This is a genomic window from Pseudomonas sp. Bout1 (assembly GCF_034314165.1).
GTDB lineage: Bacteria > Pseudomonadota > Gammaproteobacteria > Pseudomonadales > Pseudomonadaceae > Aquipseudomonas.
On the sequence record NZ_JAVIWK010000001.1, the window covers coordinates 2,464,946 to 2,490,557 of the forward strand.

General features: G+C 56.1%; 26 protein-coding genes and 2 pseudogenes. 1 reads left to right on the forward strand and 27 read right to left on the reverse strand.

Translation table 11 applies throughout. The features are described 5' to 3' along the window. The 25 genes and pseudogenes from RGV33_RS11360 to RGV33_RS11475 all read right to left on the reverse strand — a co-directional run bounded on the left by RGV33_RS11360 (position 1) and on the right by RGV33_RS11475 (position 21,799). Positions 1–516 carry an integrating conjugative element protein gene (locus RGV33_RS11360; RefSeq protein WP_020300898.1) on the reverse strand — a complete coding sequence of 172 codons (516 nt, stop codon included), beginning with the start codon at positions 514–516 and terminating at the stop codon, positions 1–3. Further along, positions 513–1,061, reverse strand: coding sequence for a lytic transglycosylase (locus tag RGV33_RS11365; RefSeq protein ID WP_322144326.1), 549 nt, complete (start codon positions 1,059–1,061; stop codon positions 513–515). Before RGV33_RS11365 ends, RGV33_RS11360 begins: the two co-directional genes overlap by 4 nt. Continuing rightward, positions 1,043–1,762: a TIGR03759 family integrating conjugative element protein gene (locus RGV33_RS11370; protein WP_169868544.1), complete on the reverse strand. Its 720-nt coding sequence runs from the start codon at positions 1,760–1,762 to the stop codon at positions 1,043–1,045. Before RGV33_RS11370 ends, RGV33_RS11365 begins: the two co-directional genes overlap by 19 nt. Before the next feature lie 9 nt (positions 1,763–1,771). Beyond that, positions 1,772–2,443 carry a chemotaxis protein gene (locus RGV33_RS11375; protein ID WP_322144327.1) on the reverse strand — a complete coding sequence of 224 codons (672 nt, stop codon included), beginning with the start codon at positions 2,441–2,443 and terminating at the stop codon, positions 1,772–1,774. Further along, positions 2,440–2,982: a PilL N-terminal domain-containing protein gene (locus tag RGV33_RS11380; protein WP_322144328.1), complete on the reverse strand. Its 543-nt coding sequence runs from the start codon at positions 2,980–2,982 to the stop codon at positions 2,440–2,442. Before RGV33_RS11380 ends, RGV33_RS11375 begins: the two co-directional genes overlap by 4 nt. A 106-nt stretch (positions 2,983–3,088) precedes the next feature. Next, positions 3,089–3,823 (reverse strand): annotated as a pseudogene (locus RGV33_RS11385) (ABC transporter substrate-binding protein). A 52-nt stretch (positions 3,824–3,875) separates the two neighbouring features. After that, positions 3,876–4,370, reverse strand: coding sequence for a RadC family protein (radC, locus tag RGV33_RS11390; RefSeq protein ID WP_322144329.1), 495 nt, complete (start codon positions 4,368–4,370; stop codon positions 3,876–3,878). 101 nt (positions 4,371–4,471) lie between these two features. Further along, a complete protein-coding gene (locus RGV33_RS11395; RefSeq protein ID WP_090406447.1) occupies positions 4,472–4,729 on the reverse strand; it encodes a hypothetical protein in 258 nt (85 codons plus the stop codon). Positions 4,730–4,800: 71 nt separating this feature from the next. Next, positions 4,801–5,382 carry an STY4534 family ICE replication protein gene (locus RGV33_RS11400; protein WP_090406444.1) on the reverse strand — a complete coding sequence of 194 codons (582 nt, stop codon included), beginning with the start codon at positions 5,380–5,382 and terminating at the stop codon, positions 4,801–4,803. An 897-nt stretch (positions 5,383–6,279) separates the two neighbouring features. Then, entirely contained in the window at positions 6,280–8,247 is a 1,968-nt protein-coding gene (locus RGV33_RS11405; RefSeq protein WP_322144330.1) for a DNA topoisomerase III, read from the reverse strand. Positions 8,248–8,470: 223 nt separating this feature from the next. Continuing rightward, complete coding sequence (locus RGV33_RS11410; RefSeq protein ID WP_322144331.1) at positions 8,471–8,941, reverse strand: single-stranded DNA-binding protein; 471 nt, start codon at positions 8,939–8,941, stop codon at positions 8,471–8,473. Further along, complete coding sequence (locus RGV33_RS11415) at positions 8,938–9,456, reverse strand: DUF3158 family protein (RefSeq protein WP_322144332.1); 519 nt, start codon at positions 9,454–9,456, stop codon at positions 8,938–8,940. Before RGV33_RS11415 ends, RGV33_RS11410 begins: the two co-directional genes overlap by 4 nt. Continuing rightward, positions 9,453–10,226 (reverse strand): PFL_4669 family integrating conjugative element protein, encoded by a 774-nt coding sequence (locus RGV33_RS11420; protein WP_322144333.1) that lies wholly within the window; start codon positions 10,224–10,226, stop codon positions 9,453–9,455. The genes RGV33_RS11415 and RGV33_RS11420 overlap by 4 nt, the downstream gene beginning before the upstream one ends. 241 nt (positions 10,227–10,467) lie before the next feature. Then, the gene (locus tag RGV33_RS11425; protein WP_322144334.1) at positions 10,468–11,658 is read right to left on the reverse strand and encodes an STY4528 family pathogenicity island replication protein; all 1,191 of its coding nucleotides are present in this window, start codon (positions 11,656–11,658) and stop codon (positions 10,468–10,470) included. Continuing rightward, on the reverse strand, positions 11,655–12,203 hold the full coding sequence (locus RGV33_RS11430) for a DUF2857 domain-containing protein (RefSeq protein ID WP_322144335.1): 549 nt from the start codon (positions 12,201–12,203) through the stop codon (positions 11,655–11,657). Before RGV33_RS11430 ends, RGV33_RS11425 begins: the two co-directional genes overlap by 4 nt. Then, positions 12,200–13,786, reverse strand: coding sequence for a ParB family protein (locus RGV33_RS11435; protein ID WP_322144336.1), 1,587 nt, complete (start codon positions 13,784–13,786; stop codon positions 12,200–12,202). The genes RGV33_RS11430 and RGV33_RS11435 overlap by 4 nt, the downstream gene beginning before the upstream one ends. A gap of 14 nt (positions 13,787–13,800) precedes the next feature. Continuing rightward, complete coding sequence (locus RGV33_RS11440; RefSeq protein ID WP_201146670.1) at positions 13,801–14,010, reverse strand: hypothetical protein; 210 nt, start codon at positions 14,008–14,010, stop codon at positions 13,801–13,803. 77 nt (positions 14,011–14,087) lie between these two features. Beyond that, positions 14,088–14,915, reverse strand: coding sequence for a ParA family protein (locus RGV33_RS11445; RefSeq protein ID WP_322144337.1), 828 nt, complete (start codon positions 14,913–14,915; stop codon positions 14,088–14,090). A gap of 4 nt (positions 14,916–14,919) precedes the next feature. Beyond that, positions 14,920–15,150, reverse strand: a complete 231-nt coding sequence (locus RGV33_RS11450; RefSeq protein ID WP_201146668.1) for an AlpA family phage regulatory protein — start codon at positions 15,148–15,150, stop codon at positions 14,920–14,922. A 115-nt stretch (positions 15,151–15,265) separates the two neighbouring features. Beyond that, positions 15,266–16,018: a hypothetical protein gene (locus RGV33_RS11455; RefSeq protein ID WP_322144338.1), complete on the reverse strand. Its 753-nt coding sequence runs from the start codon at positions 16,016–16,018 to the stop codon at positions 15,266–15,268. A 248-nt stretch (positions 16,019–16,266) separates the two neighbouring features. After that, positions 16,267–17,055: a methyl-accepting chemotaxis protein gene (locus tag RGV33_RS34205; RefSeq protein WP_416152117.1), complete on the reverse strand. Its 789-nt coding sequence runs from the start codon at positions 17,053–17,055 to the stop codon at positions 16,267–16,269. 69 nt (positions 17,056–17,124) lie between these two features. After that, positions 17,125–17,754 (reverse strand): annotated as a pseudogene (locus tag RGV33_RS34210) (HAMP domain-containing protein); the annotation flags it as partial. A 435-nt stretch (positions 17,755–18,189) separates the two neighbouring features. Continuing rightward, positions 18,190–19,188 carry a SphA family protein gene (locus tag RGV33_RS11465; RefSeq protein ID WP_322144340.1) on the reverse strand — a complete coding sequence of 333 codons (999 nt, stop codon included), beginning with the start codon at positions 19,186–19,188 and terminating at the stop codon, positions 18,190–18,192. 98 nt (positions 19,189–19,286) lie between these two features. Further along, positions 19,287–20,282 carry a hypothetical protein gene (locus tag RGV33_RS11470; RefSeq protein ID WP_322144341.1) on the reverse strand — a complete coding sequence of 332 codons (996 nt, stop codon included), beginning with the start codon at positions 20,280–20,282 and terminating at the stop codon, positions 19,287–19,289. Between the two features lie 221 nt (positions 20,283–20,503). Beyond that, a complete protein-coding gene (locus RGV33_RS11475) occupies positions 20,504–21,799 on the reverse strand; it encodes a PucR family transcriptional regulator (RefSeq protein WP_322144342.1) in 1,296 nt (431 codons plus the stop codon). Between the two features lie 306 nt (positions 21,800–22,105). Here RGV33_RS11475 and RGV33_RS11480 point away from each other — a divergent pair, with 306 nt between their 5' ends. Further along, positions 22,106–23,170 (forward strand): hypothetical protein, encoded by a 1,065-nt coding sequence (locus tag RGV33_RS11480; RefSeq protein ID WP_020300876.1) that lies wholly within the window; start codon positions 22,106–22,108, stop codon positions 23,168–23,170. A gap of 63 nt (positions 23,171–23,233) precedes the next feature. On the opposite strand, the gene RGV33_RS11485 is transcribed toward RGV33_RS11480, so the two are convergent. Both RGV33_RS11485 and RGV33_RS11490 read right to left on the reverse strand, forming a co-directional pair. Then, the gene (locus RGV33_RS11485; protein ID WP_047531102.1) at positions 23,234–24,715 is read right to left on the reverse strand and encodes an aldehyde dehydrogenase family protein; all 1,482 of its coding nucleotides are present in this window, start codon (positions 24,713–24,715) and stop codon (positions 23,234–23,236) included. Positions 24,716–24,758: 43 nt separating this feature from the next. Then, a complete protein-coding gene (locus RGV33_RS11490; protein WP_020300874.1) occupies positions 24,759–25,607 on the reverse strand; it encodes a VOC family protein in 849 nt (282 codons plus the stop codon). Positions 25,608–25,612: the final 5 nt, after the last annotated feature.

The following is a 25,612-nucleotide window of genomic DNA, read 5'->3' on the forward strand; positions in this document are numbered from 1 at the left end:
TCACTGTCCCAATGAGGTGGCGGTGATCAAGACGGGGTAGTGCAAAATCTGCAGGCGGGTGGCGATGTCGTTGCCGTTGACCGGCAGGATGGTGATGTCTGGAGCGGCTGCGCGAATTCGGGCCAGGGCTTCAGTGTCGGCTACTTCGACGGCGAGGCCAGCCGCGCCCATTTCCTGCAGTTCAGCAGCGCGCTGACGCAGCCAAGTCAGCGACAGGGGATCGTCACCGACCAGAAAAAATGGCCGCAAGCCCGGCATGTTCAGGGCGCGATACGTGATCTGGCCGGGGCTCAAGTGGGGGCTACGGATGGGCAGTATCCAGGCTTCATCGGCAAACGTGGACAGGTCCGCATGCATGGCCCGATCAGGCTGGATCTTGTTGTTTATTAGCGGCCTGGCAACTTGAAAATGGTGTCGGGTGAAGTCGCTAGGCTGATCCCCGGCTACGGTCAGTTCCGGCTGGGCGAAAGATACCAAAAGCAGGATGAAATAACAGGCGATGGGGATTCGCTTCATGGTGGTGTGCCCTGTTTGAAAGAAACCAGCAACCGTTCGAGTTGCCGGGAAAAGCCGGCGCGGTAACGCGCGGCCGGCGTTCCTCCTGCCGGGCGGTGATATCGGCCGGCAGCTGATACCCAATCACCGGTGGTGGCGTGATGCTCCTGCAACAGCGCGGCGGTCACGGCGAGATTTCGGTAAGGGTCAAGGGCTTCGCAGGGGCTGGAATAACGTTGCCCGTGGTAACCCAGGTTGGTTTGTCCAAGACCGACATCGACCCGCTTGGCGTCATGTCGCGCGAGCGCCTGAAGTAAGGCGTGACAGGCGACCTGGCGAGTGGCGAAGCGGTAGGGTATTCCGGCGATGTTCAGGGTCCAGGGCCAGGGCAGCAATCGACCACGGACGTGGATACCACTCTCCTGCAGGGCAATTGCGAATAGCACCATAGAAGGGATGTCGGCGTCATGCGCCGCCAATTGATAGGCCGGAGGCGGAAGTTGGTCGGCCTGGACGGCGAGCACCGTCAGCACCAGCGCAAGACCACTCAGTCGAGGCGTTGCCATTGTCCATTCACCTGTTGAAATGTGGCAGGCATTGGTCCCGGGGCACCCAGGCTGAACCAGCGACCACGGTCATGGTTCAGGGTGATCTGCCGGCGTTGAACCTTGACGGGATCGATGCCCGCTTGCCGAGCCCAGCTACGGACGCGTTCATCTTCGCCTTGGCTGCCCACCAGGTAGATATCGAACGCCGTGTCGCTGCTTTGCAGACGCTGGGCTTCGGCGGTACACGCTGAGCAGTGGTCCTCCACAAATAGAGCCTGGCGCGGCGCGGCCGCTGAGCTGATAGGGGGCGGGGATGCCATGCCCTGGATCGGTAGCAGCCCGGGAAACAGCTTGGCCCAGGCCGCGGCGTAAGCGTTTTGGTAGGCCAACTCGCGCTCGGCGCGTTTGGCTTCCAGCGCTACCTGTAATTCGGCATAGCGCTGGCGCTCTTGGTCGGTCTGGGCCTCAACCCCGAGCGCGGTCAACGGATCGAGGTTCGGGCTCCAGAAACCGCGTGGGCCGGATTGGATCTGTTCGAAGCGCGTCCACTCCTGCCCCGTCAGGCCCCAGCTCGCTGCCTGTTCAGAGTCAGAGCGCCCCAGCGGAGCAGACTGCGTGTCCTGGGTCTGTGACTGTGTCGTGACGGGGTTGCCCATCGCAGCGTCCATGGCCAGTAGCGAAGCGAGACAGACGACGGTGGGCAGTAGCGCTCTGTTCATGATCGCTTCTCAAGGGAGGTGCACGGTCTGGTCTGGCTGAGCGGCCACCGCGAAGATGGCTGAGTTCGGCTCCAGCACTTTCAGGTACCAGGCTCCGAGCTGCTCGCCGCTATGCAGCAGCCGAACATCTATGAGAGAGCGACTGTCATGAGGTGCGACTGCCAAAAAGCGCTCACCACCACGGGATTCGACCCCCAACACCGAGAACGGTGGCGAGAGCGGGACGGGCTTGGGGCGAGCGGTCTTTTTCGGTTTAGTCGCGGAAGGCGACGGCGGTGGGGGTGATGGCTGGGTCTTGTGCTCCTGGAACTGCTGCTCGACCTGTTCAAGGTGTGCGCGCAGCGCTGTCAGTTCTGCCACGGTGGCGCGGGCTGCCAGACCATCGCGCAGTTCCTGTATTTCTTGCGCCCACTGATCCAGCATCGGATCGAGGGTATTGGCCTGTTGCTCACTAGTATCGACCATCTGCTTCAGGTCTTTCAGCGCGTACTGCAGCTTCTCTTGTGCATCCTTGAGGACGCTTGAATCATGTTGCAGGGTGTCCAAAGTTTGTCGGTATTGCGTGTCCGTGCTCTGCAGTTTTGCCATGCGTTGATACTGGTTATACAAACCACCGCTCAGCCCGGCGACCGCCAGGCAAAGGAGCCCGATGATGAGGGTTTGAAACGTTGAGGCTTTCATGACCGCGCCTCCGATTGATGGGGCAAGACGGGTGTAATCAGCGCGACACCGGCATCCGTTTTCTGCTGTTCGAAGCAGACCGAACGGCTGACTTCATCGGTCGTGAGTTGCCAGGCGGGGCCAGCCAGCACTTGTAGCGCGCGGCGCAAAGGGATTGGACCAAGCCGGTAATGGGCTGCAGGCAGAGGCCGGGTAAACAGCAACTTCACCGACGCAGTAACGGGGCAGAGCGAATAGCCCGAGCGCTGCAATACGTACTGCAACGCATCCTGCACTGAGGGGTTTAGGCTGGACGGGATGTTCACTTCAATGATTTGAGCGAGAAGATAGCGTTGTTCCGTGGTGGGTTCGGTGCTGACCAGCGTATAGCGGCCATAACGGAGATCTCCCGGATGGTTTCCTTCCGCTGTGCCCCTCGAAAGCTGGGCTCGATTGGAGCCGCTGTCGATCGCTGGATGGGTCGGCAATGGGTTGGGGATTGGCGCGGTGCAGGCGCTCAACAAACCCAGCAGGCAGACAGGCGTGAAAAAACGCTCCATGGAAAAATCCTCATATCAGATTCAGTGCAGAACCTGACATGAGGTGAAGGAGCGATTCAGTGAGAAAGTTGATTCAAGACGGGTCGTGTTAACACTGAACACGTTGCTATTCATCGAAAATGGCGAGCCCATCCAAGACGGCAGCGTCGGGGTCGAAGATCAACAATCGCACATCCGCCAATGCCGCCAGATACAGTACGTTGACCAAGGCTTCCGGTGTGCCTGCGTCGAGTTGCTCTTGTCTCAAGCTCGAATAACGATTGCCCTCAATGTTCAGCAAGTTCTCGTCCGTCCATGGCGTGCCGATCAGTTTGCAACCGATACCGCAGCAATCTGGCAGCGTAAAAAGCTCGAACAAGAGGCCGGTTTGCCGCAGAGCGAAGTGACTGACCTACTCCTCCAGATAAAGCATCGCTTCTTCGGGAAGGTGTGCGGTGCTGATTTCCCAGGCTCGACTGTAGTGTCCCGTTTCGAAGCTCAAGCGATGGACTATGGCTTGTGCCTCTTCCAGGGAGTACAGATCACCGAGGTGATGCCGCTCGTTGAGCATTTCGCCCATCACAGCGTAGATTACTTGGCGCACCAGCCCGGTGGACTGGCAGCGTTCATCCAAATCATCCGAAATGGATTGGCCTTCGCTGATCACGGCGAAATCGTCATTGAACAGGCAGGGGAACAGTTGCAGCTCGTCGTCGGGCAGATGGGTTTGTGCGTCATGCACTGGTCGAAAGCAGGGAGGGCAGTCGTCTTCGTAGGTGATCAGTAGCAGCCGTTCGATATGAAGGTTGTCGTAACCGCGAGCAAATGGGTTTGAGGCCGCAGCTTGGTGTGTGGGGTACATGAAGGTTCTCCAGAATGATAATGGACAAGGCGCCCGAAGACGCCTGTGAGGGTTAAAGCCAGCCATGTTCGGCAAGAGAAAGTGGACGACCTTCACCCACGATGAAGTGATCCAATACACGCACTTCGATCAAGGCCAAGGCCTCCTTCAGCCGTGCGGTCAAGACGCGATCCGCCTGGCTGGGTTCTGTACAACCCGAGGGATGGTTGTGAACCAAAATGGCGGCCGCAGCGTTATGCGCTAGGGAACGCTTAACGACTTGGCGGGGGTAAACGCTGGCGCCATCAATGCTGCCGTGAAAGAGGACTTCGAATGCCAGCACCCGGTGCTTGGCATCGAGAAAGATCACACCGAAGACTTCATGCTCTTGTTGCGCAAGGTGCAGTTTTAGGTACGAGGTCACGGTGTCAGGCGACGTCAGGATAGGGCCGCGGGCGAACAGCCGACGATCCAGAATACGCAGCGCTTCGTCGATCAGCCGATTTTCTTGGACAATGCGATCAGTCTCGAAATACGAAGTCTCGATCAGTGTGAGTTGGGTGCTCATGGCGGTACCTCCGAAGGGAACAATCAGGGGGTACACGCCCGAGGGGAGTGGTATCCCCAAGGTGGGTGTGGAGTCGTGGGCGTTAGCAGGTGACGTGTTGTTTACAGCCGAGTGAATCGGTGGCGTTTGCCGTGTAGATGTGAACCACAGCCGTCGCAAGGCAATGGAGAAAAGGCTCTTATTCCCCAGCCGGCTTCGGGATCGAAGTCGGCACTGATTGGCATCAACCGAACCAGCCCACGATGTATCGCGGCGATGCGTTGTTCGACCTCATCCTGCGAGTGATACAACGATAACGTGCTGTAGTCCTCGTAAGCCGCAGCGAACAGGCAGTCGTCGCAAAGCCAGAAGGATTCCATGAGGGTTCTCCTGTGCGGATTGAAGAAAAGGCGCTCGAGGGAGCGCCTTGGTGAGAAACATCGAGGACTGTTCAGGCAGACTGAGCAGTACGGGAGGCGTCACGGTGAACCGTGCGTGGAGAGGATTGGGTTTCAGGTTCAACCCGAGCCTCTATTGGGTTTTCGGCCTCCTCAACTTCGGCATCAGCCGATGTTGGAGATGGTTCACTGTTTGGCGCTTGCTCAGCAGGTGCTGTTGCTTCCTGCCTGGCGGGCGCTTTGTATTCGAACGTGCCGTTGACCTTGATCCAGTCGATGAACAGCAAACGACCTTTCAGGCTGGCGCCCGGTTGGCCTTGTTTCTCGCCTTTCTCATAGAGAAACGGATCGATCCACAGGTCGCCGATACGGAACGACAGCAAGACCTTTTTCTCGGCGTTGACGGCGTCCATATAGAGACGAATTAAGCGTTCAGCTTCACCCCCAGCGACTTTGCAGTCGAAGCGGGTGTACTCCACCGCATCGGTGGCACCGTGCAGGGCTGCTATATCGCAGGCCATGAATGGTTGGCCGCGGCGGACTTGGACTTCACGAACACGGTTGAGGTAGCCGATACCGACGGTGTGCAGGTTGAAGTAAGTGTTCATTTCTTTGGATTGGTTGGCGTGGGCCATGGTGGTTCTCCTGTTTCAAGGGGAAGCGGCGACGCACAGTCCCTGATGGGGAAGTGAGCCCCCGTCAGGGTGGGTAAGGTGAAGAAGAGCGATGAACGACTCACCACTGGCAAGCCGATGACGATCAGAACGATGCGTCTGGGGGGAATAACGGTGCAGCTGAGGAACGTCTGCGGTAGTGGTTAGCAGACATGAGGTAGTGGGCATTCATCACCGCTGAGGCGGTAACCGTGCGAGCTTCCGAACGCTGATCGCACTTGGGTAAACCACCACGAACGTGGCGTAGCCTTGAAGGTTCAAGCTACCTGGGCTGGGCTGTCAACGACAGCGAACCACACCTTTTGTATAAGCCTGTCAGAGGGGAGCGTCAAGGCGCTGCAACCCGATTTTTTACGCCTGGAAAACAGTGGCAGTCACTGGAATGAAGAAAATGAAGAGTGGGCCTGGCGGGGAGCCAGGCGAGGAAGAGAAAAGCCACCTTTGGCGGTCTTACGCAGTCGACCAGCGCCTCGCAACACTTGGTTGAACTGCGCCATGATTCGCCAACCGACCCTTGTCGTGGCCTGGGTCGGAACATGCTGGCACGCATCCGCGCACAAAAGGTGCCCAGTGTTTCCCCGGCGGGCTCCGGGACTGAATACGATCGCCGAAGCGGATGACCGCTGTTGCCGGCTAGAGGCAACAGTGGTCATCCGCCACCACGATCAGGTCAAGCACAAAACGGGAATGAAATCCCGCAGAAGAGAAGGCTCCGAACTCGAAGAGTTCGACCGAGCTACCCGGAGCAAATCGGTCTTGGGTCGCCATTGGCGATGATCCTGAGGCACTACAGCAGAGAGGGTGGGACGACGTCAAGGCTGAGAACGCACAGTTCTCATGATGATCGTCCCAGGAACATCATGAGCGACGCGTATCTTTACTGATCGACACAGTGCCCTTGCAATCTGGGTAGCGGGAGCATGACCAGAACGGCCCTGATTTCCCCTTTCGCCTGAGCATTGAAGCGTTGCACATGGGGCAGCCCGGGCCGGTTTCGACCGCTATTGGCAAGATGAGCGTTCCGCAGTGTGCAACCAACTGCGCAATCCAGTTCGCCTGCTTGGCGACGAACGCATCAAGGGTCAGGCGTCCCGTTTCGATTTCGTCCAGGGCCTGTTCCCAGATCGCGGTCATGCCCGGATCTGCGATTGCGGCGGGTACCGCCTCAATCAGGGTATGGGCCGCTGCGGAGGCCATTAAGGCGCGTTTTTTCTTCAGCAAGTAACCGCGATCAATCAACCCCTTGATGATGCCGGCTCGCGTGGCTTCGGTACCGATACCGGTGGTGTCCCGAAGTTTCTGTTTCAGGCGTGGGTCGTTGACCAGCTTGGCCACATTTTTCATCGCCTTGATCAGGTCGCCTTCGGTGAGAGGTTTGGGAGCGGCAGTGCGCATGGACTTGAGTTCGACGTCGTTCACTGCGCACTGAGTACCCTGTTGCAGGACGGGCAATACTTGGGACTTGTGACTGGGCTCATCGTCTTCGGTGTTTTCGGAGAGCAAGCCTTTCCAGCCCTGGACCAGGATCTGTTTGCCAACAGCGGTCAATCGTTCTTCGCCACATTCCAGTTCGACCTGGGTTCGATCAAACTCATGAGACGGAAGAAATTGCGCGAGGTAGTGGCTACGAATCAGTTCGTAGACTTGGCGTTCTTGTTCGGACATCCGCGCGAGGTTCGCCGGCTCGGTGGTGGGAATGATGCCGTGGTGCGCGGTGACCTTGGCATCGTTCCACACGCGGGAGTGCAGTGATCGATCGAGTCTTCCGAATGCGGGCCGCAGGGTGGGATCGGTTTTGAGCAGGGCATCGAATACCCCAGGTACCTCGTTGAACATACTTTCGGGTAAATAGCGACAATCACTGCGCGGGTAGGTGGTGGCTTTGTAGGTTTCATACAGAGCCTGGGCGATATTCAGGACTTCCTGAACGCCGAGTCCCAACTTGCGCGAGCAGACTTCTTGCAGCGTGCTCAAGTCGAAGGGCAGGGGCGCCGCTTCGCGGAAATGCTCAGTCTGCAGCGAGAGTACTGTGGCGGTCTTGCTGCAAGAGATCGCTTGGACCGTTTGACTGGCAAGCGCCTGTTGCAGGCAACGACCCGCTTCGTCCTGCCCTGAGCTTGGCGGTAACCACGATGCGATGAATCGCTGACCCCTCGACGATAGGTGCACTTCAACGTTCCAGTAGGGCACCGGAACGAAACTGGCAATCGCACGATCCCGATCGACCACTAGGCGTAAAGTGGGTGTCTGTACGCGTCCAACCGACAGCACGCCGTCGTAGCCTGCCCGCCGACCGAGGAGGGTAAACAAACGACTGAGGTTCATGCCGATCAGCCAGTCAGCACGGCTGCGGGCGAGGGCTGAGTGATAGAGCGGGAAGGTCTCCTGACCAGACTTCAGCGAGGACAATGCTTTGCGAATCGACGCCTCGTTGAGTGCCGACAACCAGAGGCGCTGAACGGGGCCTCGATACTTGCAGAGTTCCAGTAACTCGCGGGCAATCATTTCACCTTCGCGGTCGGCGTCGGTCGCGATGACGACGGTGGTGGCTTTACTGAGCAGGCGCTTGATGACTTTGAACTGTGCCGCAGTCTTGGGTTTGACCTCGATCTGCCACTGCGCGGGAATGATCGGTAGATGATCTAACGACCAACTCTTGAATTGCGCGCCATAGGCTTCAGGCGATGCTGTCTCCAGCAGGTGACCGATACACCAGGTGACGGTTGTCTCTGTGCCAATCAGGCAACCATCACCACGCCGAGTGGCCCCGAGTACCTTGGCGATGTCCCGACCCTGGGAAGGTTTTTCGCAGAGGAAGAGGCGCATAAGACTGCTCCGGATTGAGTTCGGAGCAGCGTTGTTGGAAACAGCAGTTGCGAGATATGAGAAACCTGAATTGCAGGTTCCTCATATTAGTCGGTGAGGGCAGGCTTGAATGGGCCGAGGCTGCTAACCCGTTGCGGTTGGACGGCAGTGTGGATCTTCACGAGCAGCGTGTAGTAACACGCCAGCATTCGCGCAAAGGCGCAATTTTTATGCCTAATGCTCGTCATTCCGGAGGTGGCGGCCCTCTGCGCTTTTTTGGCTTCGACACAGGTGAGCTGGCCCGCTCTGTATTTTGCCCGACGTGTGTGGCAGATGCCGTCGATTCACTGGAGCGTTCCCGCATGACCACACTGTGCACCCGGTGAGGCAGGATGCCGACTCGACGGGCCTCGATCTTGAAGGTCACCCGCGCATTGTCTTCGCTGTCCTCCCACTCATCGCGTACGGTGCGGCCTTCGACCAGCACACGCATGCCTTTCTGGTACAGCGTGCTCCAATGTTCAGCCTCGCGATGCCAGAGCTCAACCGGCGCCCAATAGCCTCCTCGATCTTCATAGCTGCCCTCGCGTGGCACGGGGTTGTCGAAGTACACATTCAGCCGTAGCAAACGCCGTGGCTCGTCATTGCCTGATGGAAATTCCTGGAACTCTGGCGCACTGCCGATGTTGCCTTCGCCGAGGAAAAAAGTACTCATCGTGATACCTCCACTGGTGTTGTGAACTGGTGCAGCAGCCGTTCGGCGTTGTCCATTTTGATCGCGCAGGTCGTGGCCTGGCGGTAGAGCGAATGCACTACGCTCATCTGTAGGTTCAGTGCAATGCGGTCGCATTCGAAACGGCGCAACCCCTCGCGTACGGCCTGCGGTTGGGTCTTGTTGCGGACCTGGCGTTCCCAGACCGCAACCCCCATGCGGGCGAAGTCACGGGTGCGCCAACGCAAAAAGGTGCTGCCCGCGCTGGTGTTCTGCAGCACCAATCGAATATCCAGCAGTGAGTACGGGGGCTGCCCGGCTTGCTGCACAACAGCCTCCATCAGGTGACATAACTGCGCCTCGATTTCCCTCGCCACCTGCGCCAGGTGGTCCAACTCCCCCTTACCCTTAAAAGGTTTTAAAAGGCCTTTTAGGGAGGCAGCGTGTTCGAGCTGTCGATAGGCATCCGGTGTTAAGGCTTCGAAGGGCATTGGTTGAGCCGGGATCATGAGATTCATGCTTCGTCCTCCGGCTCATCCACCGTCGCAGATGGCTCTCTCGCTTCCTCTGCCAATGCGTCAGCGTCATCCACTGCCACTGCCACTGCCACTGCCACAGCACCACGACGAATGATCTGTGGCGCGAACTGGGAGCGGCGATGACCCTCTAGAATGTCCATGGGGGGCAAACCCAATTTATCGATGGCTGCCAGGGCACGGGCGTTGTTCGCCGCCATGTCATCGCGTGTGACACCGGCATGCCGATAGCGCTGCGCCTGGCCGAACAGGCTGCGCAGCAGATGGGCGCCGTCATCGATCCAGGCTTCCATGTCGACGCGGCCGATCAAGGCGGTGTGATGGGCCAATAGGGTACGACGCACCAGGGTGTCGTAGTCGGTCAGCAGGTAGACCGCCAGAAAACCCAGCTGGCTGCCGATGTACAACGGCAAGGTGACGGGGTGGATGTTGAGGTTGTCGCCCATGTCGATCTGTGTCGGCAGGTCCTGTCTTATCCGATCCAGCTGTTGGGTCAGTTCCAGCATCCCAGCCTTGGCCTGCATCAGTTTTTCTTCGAGTTGCACGATGGCCCAGTCGGCATAGGGATCGTCCTGAGCCGCGGTTTGTTTGATCAGGTTGGTGACACTGATGTAGCCGGCCATGCCCATGATCGAGTGAACGCCTTCGCGTGCGGTCCGCCCTTGCCAGATACGGGCGGCGTGGTGAGTGTGCAGGGTCAGGGTGATGCTGCTGCGCAATGACCCCAGGTTGAGTTGATAGTGATCGGCCACGGTGTTGTCCTCGCAAAGGCTTGGACGGGAACGTTGCGACAGATGATGGTCAAGGGCAGCCAAAAAGCTGAATGCGGTCTGTTCGGTTTGGTGTGAGAGGGTTAATTTCGGAGGCGTTCGTGGGTGATGCCAGTGGATCATTTCCAGGGATGGCGATGGCTGTATCGGTCGGATTGCACAGATTCGGCCCTTTGCGATTTCACAGTAGAGCTCAGTAGATTTGATGCCACTGGCATCAAATCTACTGATGTCCAGGGCGTTTGCCGCACAGTTGGCGTAGCTCATTCAGGCACGCTTGGGCGAGGGCGGAGGTGGGTTCGCCCTGTTTTCGGGATGGGCGTGACGGTGCCGTTGGGGGCGGTTCTGCAACGGGTGAGGGCTCTGTCTGACCCGCCCAAGGCCGAAAGTCGCCTTTCAGTGCGCGCTGGATTAGGCCCATCAGATAGGCCGCTGGCTTGCGGACACTTCCTGCCGTACAGCGTGCACCCGCTTCGTTGAGTACCGCCTGCCGATCCGCTGGTTTGAGCTTGTTCAGCGCCACAGTGAGGGCCTGATGCTCGCTTGGGCTCAGGTGCAGCTGAGTGGGCCAGAGCAGGTTATCCACCGCCGGGGTCGCGCGCGGTACAGTACAAGTACTTTCTTTTAATACAGTACAAGCGGCGTTCGGATTCCGAACTACGCCGGAAACACTGGTGTTCAAGCCCGGTTCGGAATCCGAACGAGGGTCTGCACGATTCCGAACGAGGTGATCCTCCCCCAGTTCGGAATCGTGCACCGCGGAGTCGGTTGCCTGATCCAATCCTTGCTGTATCCAGTGATCTTCCCAGCTCTCGAGCCGTGTGGGTAGCTGACCTAAATCGATACGGGTGTCCTGGCGAATTTCTTCCAGAACATGCTGAGCGACAATGCGCACCGCCTTGGTGTTATGACTGAGGCAATGTCCGACCAACTCCAGGTAATCTTGATCCAGTTCCATGGCTTCGGGGGGGGTTAACGGCTCATCGTGCAGGACGTACAGAGAACCTTGCAGGCGCCCGCTGACTTTTTCGCGACCGCGACTTACCAAGCTGAGCCAGCGCGTCAGTCTGAGCATCGTTAAGACGCGAGCGATGGTTTCACGGGAGGCTTGCGCGCCATACGGCACGCTCGAGAGGTAAGGCTGCAAATCCTCATAGCGCGGTGTGACCACGCCCTGGCCTTGCAGCATGAGTCGGAACACCTGCCAGGCATTACGTTCCAATGGCGTCAGCCGATGATCCAACAGCAGCCGACGTGGCACGACTTCGTGAGATTGGCCACTGAACAAAAAGCCAGCCTGTAGAACCTGGTTGGAGGGTTGTTCAGTGGTGGGGCGTGCGGGCCAGCGTGCACTCAGCTGCTGGGTGCATTGCTGCAGGACACGTTGCCAGCGACTGGACGGGGCAGTGTTCATGTGTCGTTGCTGTACTGGTCGATCTGCTGCCAGACGATGGTCAAGCTGATCTGTTGCTCTTCGGCCAGCATCATCATGGCGTCGAGCTGATCCTCGGTACCGTCCTGAGCGCGTAGCTGGCACCAACGCTGCCAGAGCGCGTGTTCCTGGGCTTCACTCAAATGCTGAGGGCGGCCCTTACGGGTTACTATCTTGAGCAGACGTCGACGCAGGGCGGTTTCCGAATGCGCCAAGCCAAAGCATTGGTACATGATGGTACTGCTGGCGCCGAGCTTGAGCGCGCGGTTGATCAAGCGCTCGTTCTGCTCGTCACGTTCGGCTTGCTCGATCAACCGATGCAGCACCGGCGAGTCAATCTTGATCTCAACCCAGGGGATGGTTGCATGGGCCAGGCGCGACAACGTAGTGGGCGGTAAGGATTGCAACAGGTAGATGTCGTCCTCACCCAGTCCGAGTGCCTTGCAGCGCTGCAGGTTACCCTGGCGCAGCTCATGCAGTACCTGGGTCAGCATGGCCTGGTTGAGCACATTGAAGGACAGGTTCATGGCAGCTCCTTCGGTGAGCTGTCTTCAGGGGGAATCGTTAAGTCGATCAGACGCCGGGCCAGGCGGATCAGGCGATACAGTTTGATTAACAGCCTGTCGGGCAGCCGCTCCAGTCCCACATCCATGGCGGGACGGTCTGGCAACGGAAGTTGGTAAATCCCCAGCAGCAGCTGGCCGAACAGGGCTGAGGGCAGTTGCTTGCGATCCTCCCAGTTGACGTCGTCTTGAGCGCGCAGCAGGGCCATGAGCAGTAGGTGAACGCCGGTTGCGCGAGGTGCTGCAAGATCAACTCGCTCGATGTTCAGGGCGAAGCCCAAGCCAAGCGGCTGACCGATGATGCTCTCGGGGTCTCCGGCATAGGCCGCCATTTCCCGCGCCAGTGTGGCAATGGCCAAACGCAGTTGTTCGGGGCTATCCAGTGCTGGTGTGATAGTCCAGATGTCGTCGATCGCATAGGTGTCGACCGAAGATGCTGCGTCGGTGGCGGTCTCGAGATCGATCTGTTCACGAATCTGTTGAACGCGTGATTGAGGACTGACCGCTGAAACGACGTTCGTTTCAGGCGGTGTAAGCAAATCCTCTCGCGTTGGTTCGGTCTGGGGTCTGGCATCCGTTGATTTGGAATGGGGCTCGGAGGAGGGAGCTCCTGCCGCGGCGACATCAACGCTCAGCAGATGGTTGTTCTCTGAGGGTGTGGTCACGACGATGCCCGGCGTTGAGATGACTCGCTGGGTGTCGCTCAGTTCCAAGGCCAACATACGGTAGGACTGTCCGAGCAAGTGGCTCATGCGTTCGAGCAGTTCATCCTGGAGCTGCTCAAGATCGAAGGATTCGGGGTCGGCATCGAAGTAACCCAGTGTATCGAGCCAAAAATCGGCGAACGCGATGGGGGCGGTTGGATAGCGGTTCCAGGTTCGTTCTGCCTGGCTGCGTAGGCCGATTAGACGTTCGATCTGGGGCTTACCCAATCCGGCATACAGAGTTTGTGGAATGGCGGGTAGTAAGTGTTCGAGGGTGTCGAGCATCCGGCTGATGTGCGACTGCGAAATCGGATAGCCTCCAGCGGCAAGACGTCGTGCCAGCTCACGCTGTGAGAGCACAGCTCCATCTGGTTCGAGCATGGTTTTGAGTTTGGCTACCGCCAGAGCACGTTCGATGAAGGTGAGTTGGCCGTGAAGATCGCTTTCGGCCAGATGGCCGAGTAGGGCGGTGATTTCATTGCTCCAAGGTCGGAACAGGCAATGAATGCGGAAGAAGCGCTCGTCGCGGGTTTCCTGCCACAGTTCGCCGAGAATCGCCAAGCGCGTATTACCGCCGTTGCGAATGATGAAATAGGTCTCACCCGGGCGGCGGGTAATCGGTGGTGGTTGATCCAGCCCTCGCTCACGGATCGAGGCCTTAATATCGTCATACAGCGGATTACGGATGAAACGCGGGTTATGTTCGTAGGGTCGCAACTGCTCCAGAGTGACCAGCATCGGCGTGTCAGTAAGTGGGTCAGACAGTCGCTCCAGTTCTGGACCTCGAGGGAAGTGGTCCTGGTGTAGTTTGTCGGTGATCTCCTCCTGACTAAGCTTTTTCATCTGAACAACCTCAGTTAACGCTGGTTGCGCAAATGGTCACCAACCTCGAACTTGACGATCTCGGCAGTCCCCGAACCTTCGAAGTGTCGGGAAAGTTCTGCGAGGAACCACCCCATGGCCGAGCGCCCACCCTGCAGGCGAAAGACCACGGTGCAGTACTCCTCGCAAGGTGGATGATGTGGTCGAATGGATGGTTGAACGATGATGGGCAGTTGATCCAACATTAAATGACTCCTTGCCAAACGCTGTTGGCATCAAGATCGATAAAAAATGGCTTGGCGAGAGATGCCGGCTTGGTGCTTCATCTGCCCAACCTGGAGATCGCTTCGCGCCATTCCGGAAACAGTTCGATGGCCAGCGCTTGCATGGTTTGCAGCGCTGATGGCGAGCGTCGTTCGCGTGACTGACGCGTCTCGATTCGGTGGGCCGGTAGGCCGAGGGAGGCGGCATTGAGGTACGCCACTCGGTCTGGAACTACGGTTTCTAGAACCGAGATATTGGTCGCCCCAGCGAAGGTCTCGCGCAGGCCACGGATGATCATCCGTGTGTCCACTCGAATGGCATTCACCTGGTTCAGGAGCAGTCGCAAAGGGGGCGGTGTAATTCCCAGGAGGCGGAACGGTTCGAGCTCACTGAGCAGCTTCAAGGTGCCGCGGTGCAGTTCGCGAGCGGCGAGCATTTCCGGCGTGATGGGAGAGAGGGCGAGATCGGAGGCGAGGATGGCCATCTCCAGCAGCACGCTACGTGCGCCCTGGGTGTCGATCAAAAGCAGGTCATAACTGGGGCGGAAGGCATCCAGCAAATTGCGCAGGCGCAGTCGCCCATCAGGGGCATGCAGCAATAAGGTGCTCAGTCGGCCTTGATCGTCGCTGGAAAGGATCAAATCGAGCCCTGGAATGACCGTCTTGGAAACAATCTCTGCAAGCGTTGTTAGATTGAGTGCGATGAACTCGTATGCACCCGCATCAGCCTTCTGTTTCAAGGCGTAATAGCTGGAGAGGGTAGGTTGGCTATCCAGGTCCAGCAGCAGAACGCGCAGACCCGCATCTGCCAGAAGACCGCCGAGATTCGCGGCCACCGTTGTTTTGCCCACGCCACCTTTGGTGGAAATCACCGATACCACACGCATAACCTCAGCCCTGCTGCGCCAAGCGCTCGCTGACCCACCGCTCGATTTCCAGCGAGTCCCAGCCCACAGCGCGCAATCCAATGCGTTTAGCCTGAGGAAATTTCCCTTCCTTCATCAGGTTGTAAATGTGCGCACGCTTGAAGCCGGTTTTACGCTCCACCTCGTCACGCCGCATGATGTGACGTTCTACCTGCAGTTGAGGTGCTTCAACGATGGGTAAGGATTGGCTGGACATGCTGGTCTCTCCTGGCGCCGATTGGCGCGTAGTGGGAAGTGACCTGAATTGAATAGCAGAAGTGGGGGAGAGTCATTGCACTGCAATCAGAGGTATTGCAGTGCAATTGCTCCACTCAGATATCTTTTTTGAGTATGCGATTGGCTGCGGCGAACTTTGCATCCAGCGTGCGTTTGCTCAGGCCAGGATCGTCTTTGCGGTGAGCTGAGATGGAATTGACGATGGAGGATTGACTATCAAATACTGAGTGCGGTTTACCTGATGGCGAGTGTCCTAAGATTAGTTCAAGCAAGGCCCCTATGACTTTCAGGTAGCCGGTTTCACTGCGGTCACTGAGTTTACTGTTGGACTTTAGTAACTGATGGATATTTTCTCTTTCCAACCCCATTGCCTCAAGCTCATCGAGTAGTTGTTGATAAGACGCTTCTATATTTTTTATCCGCAATTGCATTGCATCTCGGTCGGCTTGTAAGGCCAGATAGGTGCCAGGGCTGATAGCTCCTTGTTGGTTGAATGACTGTTCGAAAAGAAAGCTTGGTCTTTGGTCAGGGTAGTAGCGCGCCATCCAAACTCTGAGGTCAGTATGGCGGATAGTTATCTGACTGCAATCGATGGGCGTGCCAATCGTGACCGACACGCCGAAGCAGCCATAGGCCAGGTCGCCATGGCGAATGGCATCTATAATTTTTTCGGTATTTGCCTGTAGGCACGGCCATTGGGGGAAGTACTTTGACAGGAGCGCAGGACAGTCCCAAGCCGATTCTAGTATTTGGGTTTCATGAGCCATGAGATTGCACCAGCGTATAGCTGCGTCAATGGGCCGATAAAAAATTTTTGCCAAAACGTTGTAGCTATCGGGTTCATACATAGAAGCAGCCTCATATTTGAGGGAACAGATCCGCTAACTACGTTTTTATGGCCTTTACTAGCTGGGCTTCTGTGCGGCAACTGTCCCTTGATTCGGTTTTATTTGTTGGTAAATCGATATCCTTTTTTTCGTGAGAGATCCGCGCATTAAGCACCTAATGCACTCTGGTTATCGAGTTCTTACGCTTGTTTCAATTGACGATTTAGACGCACAGCACCACGGTGCTTCTCCCAATAACCTATGCATCGCTAGACTTTGAAAGAGCTTATTCTGTGGTGCAGCAACTGACTTTGCTTATTCAGGAGTCGTGCTCCATCAGCCAGGTCATTGACATAGTGGGAGACTCCATCACTCAGTCGGTGGATGGTGATGATATTTTCGTTCACCGTTTCCGCGACAGTACTCTGCTCCTGAGCAGCCAAAGCAATGTGTTGGTTCATTTCATTGATGCCCTGAATGTTTTCGCTGATTCGCGTCAGAAACTCGCCGACTTTCTGTGAGGTATCCACCGCATCCTTCAAAGCATTCTGGCAACCATCCATGGCATCTCTTGCCTGATGCGCTGCAATTTGCAATTGAGTGACGATATTTTCAATCACCTCAGTAGACTGACGTGTCTTTAACGCTAGGGCCCGCACCTCTTCAGCGACAACGGCAAATCCTCGTCCTTGCTCACCAGCTCGTGCAGCCTCGATGGCGGCATTCAGGGCGAGTAGGTTGGTCTGCTCGGCGATTGCGCGAATAGTGACGACCATTGCACCTATCCCCTCGCTGTCCCGCATCAAATCACCCAGTTTTAGAGCTGTATGCGTTATCTGTGTGCCCAGATGTTCAATCATGAGTTGGCTTGCATCCATCATGACGTTCCCTTCTCGGACATAGGCGGCTGATTCGTGTGTTTGTTCGCTGGTGCTCGAGGCATGTCTCGCAACCTGACTGGCGGATTGAGCAAGTTGTTGTACCGATGCCGCTACGGATTCGACCTGCTGAACCTGCTGGGCGGTAGCGTGCGAGGTGTGACCAGTTGTTATGTCCATTTCACCGGCATGCTGATCGAGAGCGCTAGAGACGAGACCGACATCCGCAATCAGGTTCGATAGCCGTTCAAGCACTAGGTTGAAGTTGCCAGCCAACTCACCAATTTCATCAGGGCAACTGGCATCTAGGCGTTTGCTCAAGTCAGCTTCACCTCGTGCTATCTGCGCCAGGCTAAGGCTGACCTCTTTGACCGGTCGCAGAATGTGACGCCGGGTCAATAGCCACACAGTCCCCAAGGTAGCGAGCAACAAAACTGCGGTGACTGCCAAGTTTTGCAGTAATACAGTTTTCAGGGTCGTTCTCAGCGCCTGGTTGTTGAATTCAATATCCAGCATAGCCAGCGCCTGACCATGATGCATTACCTGTGTGTTGAGCCGGAAGGAGACATTAGCCGCGTTTTGCTGACGTTCAGAAGTTGAACGTTGCGTACGGGAATCGCGCACCGTTAGTCCAGTAACATCGGGGGCGCGCAACAGTTCATTCAGCAAATTTTCGATCTGAGCCTGATTACCACTCGCGAGCGGTTCGCTTAGGGATTGTGCTGCAAGCTCAAGTAACGTAGTGGCTTGCCTGAGTTGCTGTCTGCTCAACTCCCGAGACGTGAATTGATAGTTGAGGGTCGCGACAGCGAGTGAAACGCAAAGCATGACCAGTGTGAGCGTCATCATCATTTTGCCTGCGAGCGAATATTGCATCATGGATCTCGTTTTATTGGCGTGGTCTTTCAGCAGAAACGATGCAGGGTTAATTTCATCCTGATGCGACTCGCGGCATTTCGGAGTAGGCGAGATAATCGGCGAATCGCGGATCTGAAATTTGTGTAGAATTAAGAATTACTGAGGTAGCACAAGTCATAGGCGATCTCGGTGTGAACGACGGATATGTTCTCGGTAGCGCTAATCTTCGGTGCAGCCGGACAAACGCGAAAGACACACGAACGGCTATTGTGCTCGGTAGGAGTTACCTGCAGATTGCCGTTCAGCTCGTTGAGGCCCACCTTCCATTTGTCGACCCACTTCCATATCCAGTATTTATTTCGACGAACGGTTAACTTGGAAGCCAAGGCGTCCGTGGCGGGGAAGAATTGAGCGCCACCTCGACGTATCGCTACATCGAGGATAATGCTCTTGACCTCAAAAGGTGTGCGCGTAACGTACCTGCACGACGTAGTCGTTGCGTGCGCGGTTCTCTACTTTGGTCTCACGATAAGTGTTGAACCAGACACCATCACCATCGCCTACTTTCCAGAACACCCCAGGACCAATCCCAAGCACTTTTTCGCGGGAGTCGGCGAGGCGGTGACCATTGACTTCGTCATCGCTCAGTTGCTTGAAATAGTACCCATTGAGGCCTACCGACACTTTGGGTATCACTTCATAGGAGGCGGTAAAATTAACCCATGCCGCTTTGCCAGCCTGGGTATCACGCACAGGCTGGCCTTCGAACAATTGCACTGAACTGCTGGCTGGATCTTTGTTTTTGAAGTTGTACAGATAGTGCAACCGCCAGCTCACTTCCCAGCGGGGTGCGGGCATCCAGGTCGCCGCCCAGTATGGATTGATCGAGTAGAAATTAGATCCTTGGTTAAGATCCTTGTGTTCATCGTATTTACCGGTGGGTAACAACACATCGAGTGCCAGGCGCTGGACGAAAACAGGTCGTCCATGTTCATCGACGATAGGATCGAACTGCACCAGCGGGCCGGTGGTGATGTCGCCAACGCCAGTGGCGTTGTCCTTGAGTTGCGGGCCGTTGTTACCAAAGTCACCGTCGAGTGAAACGATCGGCACAAGGATGTTCCAGCCCAGGTGTGCGCCCGCACCAATTGTGTTGGGCGAGTAATAGCTGAGTTGGTTGATCAGGCTGGTGACGTTGATCTTCGGGTTATCAAAGTCTTTGATTTCCTTACCCGAGTTATTTCGAATCGAACTGGCGCTGGTGAACTTCAAGTATTGCTGGAACGAAAAGCCGGGCAGGCCGGCAAATCCATCGTAAAAACTGGTGCCACCCAAGTTAATCCCGTTCGGCTCGCCCACGCTAGGCGGTGGAGGACCGTTGGCGGCTACAGCATCCAGGGACGAGAGGATGGCAAGGGCTAGCAAGGTGGGGTGAATTTTTTTTATTGTTTTCATCTTCGTCGGCTCTATTGTTGTATTTTTTTGGCGCTATATGGCGATTACCAGAGCCCGGCTGGCACCGGGCAATCGGGTACGAATGTGCTTTCGGCACATTATTTTTTTGCTTGCGTGGTACTTGGCCTTGCGGCATCAGGCGCCGAGGGTTTTGCTCGGAAACGATGGAAAGGGCAACCCGCGACTTTTGCCTGCTCGCTTTCCTGATCTGCGGTTTTCGATCCCCCTGTAGAGCGCTTGGCGGCATGCGCCGCTTGGCGGCGCTCCGTGAAGGTGTCCTTTGGATCAGGAATTACTTTTTCACCCATCCACAGGAAACTGGCAGTAAACAAACGCAATGCTTTCATGGCCAACGGCGAGGGCCGTTTGAGTTCGTAGGCGCGGATCAGGTGATCGGGATAAAGACTGATCACCCAGGCAGACACCAGAGAGTGTGAAAACTTTGGAAAATAACGATCAGCGAACTGTTGGATTATTGCTCGCGCCGCCGGTGGGCCCATGTCGTGTTTGGGAACATCCTCACTTTCCCAGCGATCCATGAAGGTCATGATTCCATCAAAGGAATCAGGGAAGCCCGTTATCGCTTCGCCCGTCCCGGCGTTGCGAAAAATGGTCGACATCTGGTGCCAGTATTTAACTGCCGCGAGCTGCTCTTTTTCGCTCATGCCCGCCATCCCGACTCGTTGCATCAGGCGATGCATGCCGGCGGCTTCATAGCAAAGCGTATAGACGTAGGTGTCATTGCGGCTAAAGCTTTCGCCAAATCGCTGAGCGTAGTGCGAATGTATTTTGTTTATCGACTCAACGTTTTCGCGAGTCTTGTCGTGGTGTGAACCGTGATGCCACCAAACCTGCATCTTCCAGGATGTGTCATCGGAGCGTCTGAATGGGTTTTTCAGAATTTTCCCGTCACCGTTGTCGATGAGAGGCAGCGCGTCCAGTTCCCTTACAAAGAAGTGAGGGAAAGTGACGGCGTACACAAGATTCATGATGAAGTCGGTTGGTCGATAAGCCGCAGAGAGTTTCCAGATCTCGTCATAGTCGGTAGCGGGGTCGAGCTGATCAATACGCGCGGCGATCCATTTGCGGGTCATCGGGTTTTCCTCTTATTTTTGTTGTCGTCTCACCGGGCGCATGGTCATTGCGTTTCCTGTGGATGGCTTACAAATTAGAAGAAGTACCCAGCGCAGTCATTAGGCCGGAAAACCAAAATAATGACCGGCTTTGGTATTCCAGTACGACGGACCTCGGGCGCTTGAAACGTGCTTTGATGGTCTACCGAGTGGAGTACTCCCATCTCACTGTTTACCTGTTTCTATTCCCTTTCCTGCTTGAGTACACGGCCCTCGTACTGGGTGATCAGGTGCAAGGCGCAGCGTATTTCGAGCTCTCGTTGCTTGATAGGACAACGCAGCAATAACTCGATTTGTTGCAGTCGATACACCAGCGTGTTGCGGTGAATGCCGAGCGCTTCTGCGCCGTGGAGCAAGCTGTTGCCTGACTGCAAGTAAGCGCTGAGTGTTTGGCGGTAGCCGCCGGCTTTCTCTGATTTGTTTGCCAGAGGTCCGAGCACGGAGTCGACATACCACGCGGCCTTTTCAAGATCCTGACCGACCAGGATCGTCAGGACATGGTCAGCCCAGCGCATGACGCCTTTGATTGGGGAAAGGATTGCAACGCTACTGACATCTCTGGCTTGAAGATGAGTACGCCTGAACCCAGCAGGGCCCTTCGCTGGTTCACCCAGTGCACATTGAGTTCCACTTAATTGCCCCAGTGTTTCTTCAAGTCGTTTCAGTTGGGTCGGAGTAGGGGCGCGCGGTGTACTGACCCAAGCCCATGTCAAATGCTGAGTGAAGGAAACTACCAGCGGTGTATCGCCGATGATTGCATCTTGTAAATTGCGTTGTAACTCACCCAAGTCTGAGCTGAGCTTGGTGTTGAGATCAGAAATAATGATACCGACATGGAAATGCTCAAGATCCAGGCCATGATCTTTTTTGATTTGCTTTAGCTCGAATGGTTGAAGCGGGCCCGCATTGCCGATCAACTTTTCCACAAGGGCGCGGCGTCTCGCGATTTGACTTTCCATCAGCACCTGACGCTCGTCCAGGTAGCACAGCACAAAGTGCTCGATGATTTCATCCACCACGCCTGCACCGTTGGTGACTAACCGTTGAACCGTTGAGGGTGCAAAAGTCCTGGACGCCGACGCGGTGAAAAAATGATTGACCCAGATAGTCTGGTTGGCTCGCATGTTTTTGACGATGCTGCTGAACGGTACTTCGCGACGTGCAGCTTGTCGCGCCATTGAAGGGATCAATTTCAGCGTAAAGTGCTCACTGTTTCTCGATAACGAACTCATGAATATATCGAGGATGAGCGTTTCAAGGTTGAGGCGTATCTCTGGCGTCGGCAAGTCAGGCACCGTTTGAAATTCGTCCTGCAAGCGCTTGAGGGAACTGGCGGCCTCCTCAAGCGCCCAGGCCACCGCACCTTCACCCATCTTCAACACAGCATTGGTCAGATGATGCTGACCAATCACCGCCTTGGAAAAAGCGTCCTCGACCGAGCCTTTTGGCTGCAGGTGAGAATAGAGATCAGTAGTCAAACGGTACTCCCTGTGAGTCGTAATGATTATTTATGTACGCATCACGCAGCCGCCCGTGGGGATCCAGCGCACTGTGATTGCAGTATAGCGTCGCGGTGATACTGCAATACCAAAAACGCCGTCGAGCTTGGATGGACAGACCGGAGACTGGCCCGGGGCGAGGCCCTATCGTAAGTGGTGGTGTTTTTAAATCGAGAGCACCCAGACGTTGCGCCATGAGCGCTTCTGTCTGACGACTGAAGGCCGCTGATCAGAGGCCTCTATTTTCGTATTCACTATGTGCACTCAAGCGAAGAGAGGATCTACATGTCTGCCCCTAAAAAGTGGATTCAAGCCAAAATCCAAAGCCTCGACCCAAGCAAGGATTACATTGAAATCTGGCGTTTATCGAACAGCTACGGGCTGAACGACTTCATGCAGAACTTCATCTACGCGTTGACCTTCCCTAATTTTGTCGTCACCGATTGGGGCTCCAGAGCGGTCTGGCGTGAAGACGGTGGCAAAGTCGTTTCACGGTCCACCTCGCGTGTAGAGCAGACCGGCAGCGCCAATGCGCTGTGGTGGTTCTACGGTCCTGAAGACAGCCGCACCATCAAGTCGGTTGAAGGTATTAATAATCTTCATGCGCATTGGGCCAAGCAGTATCCCGGTGCCTTTTCTTATAATGACGATTACGTGTACGTCTGTGCATTCACCGCCATCACAATGCACCGTCTGAAGTTGAAGATGGGCGCCCCGGGCCTCTCCGAGAACGAGAAGATTGCCGCGCACTTGTTCTGGCGTGACATGTGCAAACTCTTCCGTGCTGAAAACGATCAGCCGATCACTGGTTACCCGGATAGTTTCGACGCGCTCGTGGAATTTTGCGAAGCCTTCGAAAATGCTCCAAAACCCAAGCTTGAACGTGGCAATCTCATTATCACGGCGATTCATGAGCAGTTTGTCTTCCGCTTCTTCCCCAAGGAGTTGCATTGGTTTGGCCATCAGTTACTGCGCGCCATGTCATTGACCACCACGCTCGACACCATGCAGGTCGACCGCCCTGACCCCGCCGCGGCCCAGCTTTTGCCGCAACTGGCCGGCTACATGATGGGCATGATGGAAATGAATGCCGACGATCCGACTGAAGCCTATATCGAAGAGCGGATGAACATGTCCAGTGAAGATAAAGCCGAAGTGCGAAAGGGCATCCAGGCGCTGGACAAGCAATTCCCCGAGCATTACGTCGAAACGTACAAGAACGATCCTAAATTTGTCGGTTGCCCTTTTCATGCCGCTTTGGGCGATGGCGTTACACCGCAAAATGCAGCCGACAAACAAAGCATCAAGTCCATAGAGGCTCAGGTAGCGGCTTTGGGCGGCGACGAGTAACGCCAACTCACCTTGTTGCCCTGCATGACAATCAGCCCCGACAGGGGCTGACTGCGTGGTGCATTAAAAAGGGTAGTGGTGACCACCTGGCTGCCAGGTCACCCAGTGTGCGCGAGTGAATTCATCGACGGCATAATGACCGTTGAAACGCCCGAGCCCGGAGTTCTTTTCACCTCCGAAGGGCGCGTTTGGCTGGTCATCGACGGTGATGTCGTTGATGTGCGTCATGCCGGCGACGATGCCACGAGCGAACTGCAACCCGCGCGCCATGTCTTGGGTGAATACCGCACTGGACAACCCATACTCGCTGGCATTCGCAAGTCGCAGGGCGTGCGCTTCATCGTCGGCTATGAGCATTGGTAACAGTGGGCCAAATGTTTCATCTACCGCCAGGGCGTCATCGGCTTTTACGTTGCCGAAAACATGCGGTGGGAGCAACAGACCGTTGGCTGAAGCGCCGAACAGTTTAGTCAGGCCAGCGCTGTGTGCCTGATCAATCTTGCGTAACAGGCCATTCAATTGCGATTGATTGACGACAGGCCCAATCACGGTGTCCGCATCATTAGGGTTACCCACTTTCAGCTTGCTGACCCTCTCCACCACAAGTTCTGCAAACGCCGGGTATAAGGTGCGATCAACAATCACTCGGTTGACGCTCATGCATATCTGCCCTTGATGCAGGAAACGGCCGACCACGGCTGCGTGAGCTGCCACTTCAACGTCGGCATCATTCAGCACCACCAGTGGCGCGTTACCACCGAGTTCAAGAGCAACGCGTTTGATGTGCTTGCCACCCGTGGCGATGCGCCCGACATTGCGCCCCACGTCCGTAGAACCGGTGAACGAGATCAGCCTGGGTACTCGATGTTCCACGAAGGCGTCACCGATTTCCGATCCGGCGCCCACAACAACGTTGATGGTGCCCGCAGGGAAGCCCGCCGCCTCCAGTAGGTAGGCGATCAACAATCCGCCGCTGACAGCGGTATCACTCGCAGGTTTCAGCACTACGGTATTACCTAATGCCAAGGCCGGAATAACGGAGCGCATGCTTAGATAAAGCGGAAAATTCCATGGGCTGATCACCCCCACAACGCCAAGTGGATCACGGAACACAAAGCTCTGTTCGCCGGGCTTGTAGCTGGTCAAGATCCGACCCTCTACTTGCATCGGCATGCTCGCGCATTCTCGGACCAGGTTCAGCGTGCTTTGCCACTCGATGCCAGCCTTGATTCGAGTGCTGCCCGACTCTTTGATGAGCCAGTCGATAATTTCTTCACTGCGCTGCGCAACGATAACGGCAAGCTTTTCAAGCAACATAACCCGTTGGCCGGCGTGTAGCGCAGCCCACTCCAGCTGTGCCTTTTCGGCGGCCAGATAGGCTTCATCCAGATCGGCGACCGAGGCGAGCGGCATGTCCAACAGCAACTCGTTGTTGAAGGGGTTGCGGTTGTCCAGGCGTTTGGTTGAGCGACCTGGCTGCCAGCGGCCGTTAATGTATTGATGACCTTGAATGGCAAATGGAGCGGGTGCGTTCTGGTTGTTCATTTAGGCGACTCGATCAATTTAATGGATTGACTTCCCTGCAAAATCAGGTGCGCATCCAGGCGCGGCCCCAGGAGTTAAGAGTGTGCTCACTCTGCGGCCATACGCCGGCTTCACGGTCTGCTGGTGCCAGTTCAAGTTCGGCCGAGAATTCCAGTCGGTTCCGATCGGCATCGACCACCATGAAAAACAGATTGTTGCCCGGACCATGACGGCCAGGGCCGAAGAAAATGCTGATGCGCTCCTTGGCAAACCGGTCGCCCCAATCACGAATGTCATTCCACTCATTGGTTTCGTAACAATGGTGGTCCCATTCATTCTTCGACCCACGGAAAAAGGCGAGGGAGTGATGCTCGTCGTCGGAGCGCAGGAAACACACCATGAGCTGGCCGGTTTCCTGGTCGACCACGTTGTCGGAAATGGTGAAGCCAACGGTGTTGACGTAAAAGTCGATAATCGTCTCAAGCTCGGTGGTTTGGAACACAACGTGCTGCAACCTCGACGGCATGCCTTGCAGTTCAGCACTTGTATCGGGAAGTACTACGCCGAATATTGTCTGGCGACCCTGTGGATCCCGAATGGCAAACGCGCCTGGCTCAAGTAAAGGCGAGGTCACCGGATCCATCTGGCATTCACGCTCAATCAGGTTCTGACGCAGCGCTTCCAGTTTGGCGTTGGAGTGGAGGTTGAAGGCAGCGGCCAGCAGGCCGCTATGGTCGGCTGGCGAAATGATTGCCGCTCGTTTCGGCCCCCGCATCACCTGGCTGCCATCTGCTTGTGGCGATGCGCGCATGTCCATCATTCGCGTATAAAAATCTACCTGGCGTTGAGGTTCTTTGCTTGCCAGGTGCAGGTAGCACAGTTGAGCAGGGGTCGAAGTCTGGAGGGTCGTCATGGAAA

Bases quoted from the DNA above. Each gene is read 5' to 3' on its own strand.
- RGV33_RS11455 (WP_322144338.1), bottom strand. From the start codon at position 16,018: ATGTATGAACCCGATAGCTACAACGTTTTGGCAAAAATTTTTTATCGG.
- RGV33_RS11410 (WP_322144331.1), bottom strand. From the start codon at position 8,941: ATGAGTACTTTTTTCCTCGGCGAAGGCAACATCGGCAGTGCGCCAGAG.
- RGV33_RS11465 (WP_322144340.1), bottom strand. From the start codon at position 19,188: ATGAAAACAATAAAAAAAATTCACCCCACCTTGCTAGCCCTTGCCATC.
- RGV33_RS11360 (WP_020300898.1), bottom strand. From the start codon at position 516: ATGAAGCGAATCCCCATCGCCTGTTATTTCATCCTGCTTTTGGTATCT.
- RGV33_RS11415 (WP_322144332.1), bottom strand. From the start codon at position 9,456: ATGAATCTCATGATCCCGGCTCAACCAATGCCCTTCGAAGCCTTAACA.
- RGV33_RS11380 (WP_322144328.1), bottom strand. From the start codon at position 2,982: ATGGAGCGTTTTTTCACGCCTGTCTGCCTGCTGGGTTTGTTGAGCGCC.
- RGV33_RS11445 (WP_322144337.1), bottom strand. From the start codon at position 14,915: ATGCGTGTGGTATCGGTGATTTCCACCAAAGGTGGCGTGGGCAAAACA.
- RGV33_RS11365 (WP_322144326.1), bottom strand. From the start codon at position 1,061: ATGGCAACGCCTCGACTGAGTGGTCTTGCGCTGGTGCTGACGGTGCTC.
- RGV33_RS11375 (WP_322144327.1), bottom strand. From the start codon at position 2,443: ATGAAAGCCTCAACGTTTCAAACCCTCATCATCGGGCTCCTTTGCCTG.
- RGV33_RS11370 (WP_169868544.1), bottom strand. From the start codon at position 1,762: ATGAACAGAGCGCTACTGCCCACCGTCGTCTGTCTCGCTTCGCTACTG.
- RGV33_RS11440 (WP_201146670.1), bottom strand. From the start codon at position 14,010: ATGTTGGATCAACTGCCCATCATCGTTCAACCATCCATTCGACCACAT.
- RGV33_RS11395 (WP_090406447.1), bottom strand. From the start codon at position 4,729: ATGGAATCCTTCTGGCTTTGCGACGACTGCCTGTTCGCTGCGGCTTAC.
- RGV33_RS11435 (WP_322144336.1), bottom strand. From the start codon at position 13,786: ATGAAAAAGCTTAGTCAGGAGGAGATCACCGACAAACTACACCAGGAC.
- RGV33_RS11490 (WP_020300874.1), bottom strand. From the start codon at position 25,607: ATGACGACCCTCCAGACTTCGACCCCTGCTCAACTGTGCTACCTGCAC.
- RGV33_RS11400 (WP_090406444.1), bottom strand. From the start codon at position 5,382: ATGGCCCACGCCAACCAATCCAAAGAAATGAACACTTACTTCAACCTG.
- radC (WP_322144329.1), bottom strand. From the start codon at position 4,370: ATGAGCACCCAACTCACACTGATCGAGACTTCGTATTTCGAGACTGAT.
- RGV33_RS11425 (WP_322144334.1), bottom strand. From the start codon at position 11,658: ATGAACACTGCCCCGTCCAGTCGCTGGCAACGTGTCCTGCAGCAATGC.
- RGV33_RS11485 (WP_047531102.1), bottom strand. From the start codon at position 24,715: ATGAACAACCAGAACGCACCCGCTCCATTTGCCATTCAAGGTCATCAA.
- RGV33_RS11450 (WP_201146668.1), bottom strand. From the start codon at position 15,150: ATGTCCAGCCAATCCTTACCCATCGTTGAAGCACCTCAACTGCAGGTA.
- RGV33_RS11480 (WP_020300876.1), top strand. From the start codon at position 22,106: ATGTCTGCCCCTAAAAAGTGGATTCAAGCCAAAATCCAAAGCCTCGAC.
- RGV33_RS11405 (WP_322144330.1), bottom strand. From the start codon at position 8,247: ATGCGCCTCTTCCTCTGCGAAAAACCTTCCCAGGGTCGGGACATCGCC.
- RGV33_RS11430 (WP_322144335.1), bottom strand. From the start codon at position 12,203: ATGAACCTGTCCTTCAATGTGCTCAACCAGGCCATGCTGACCCAGGTA.
- RGV33_RS34205 (WP_416152117.1), bottom strand. From the start codon at position 17,055: ATGGACATAACAACTGGTCACACCTCGCACGCTACCGCCCAGCAGGTT.
- RGV33_RS11470 (WP_322144341.1), bottom strand. From the start codon at position 20,282: ATGACCCGCAAATGGATCGCCGCGCGTATTGATCAGCTCGACCCCGCT.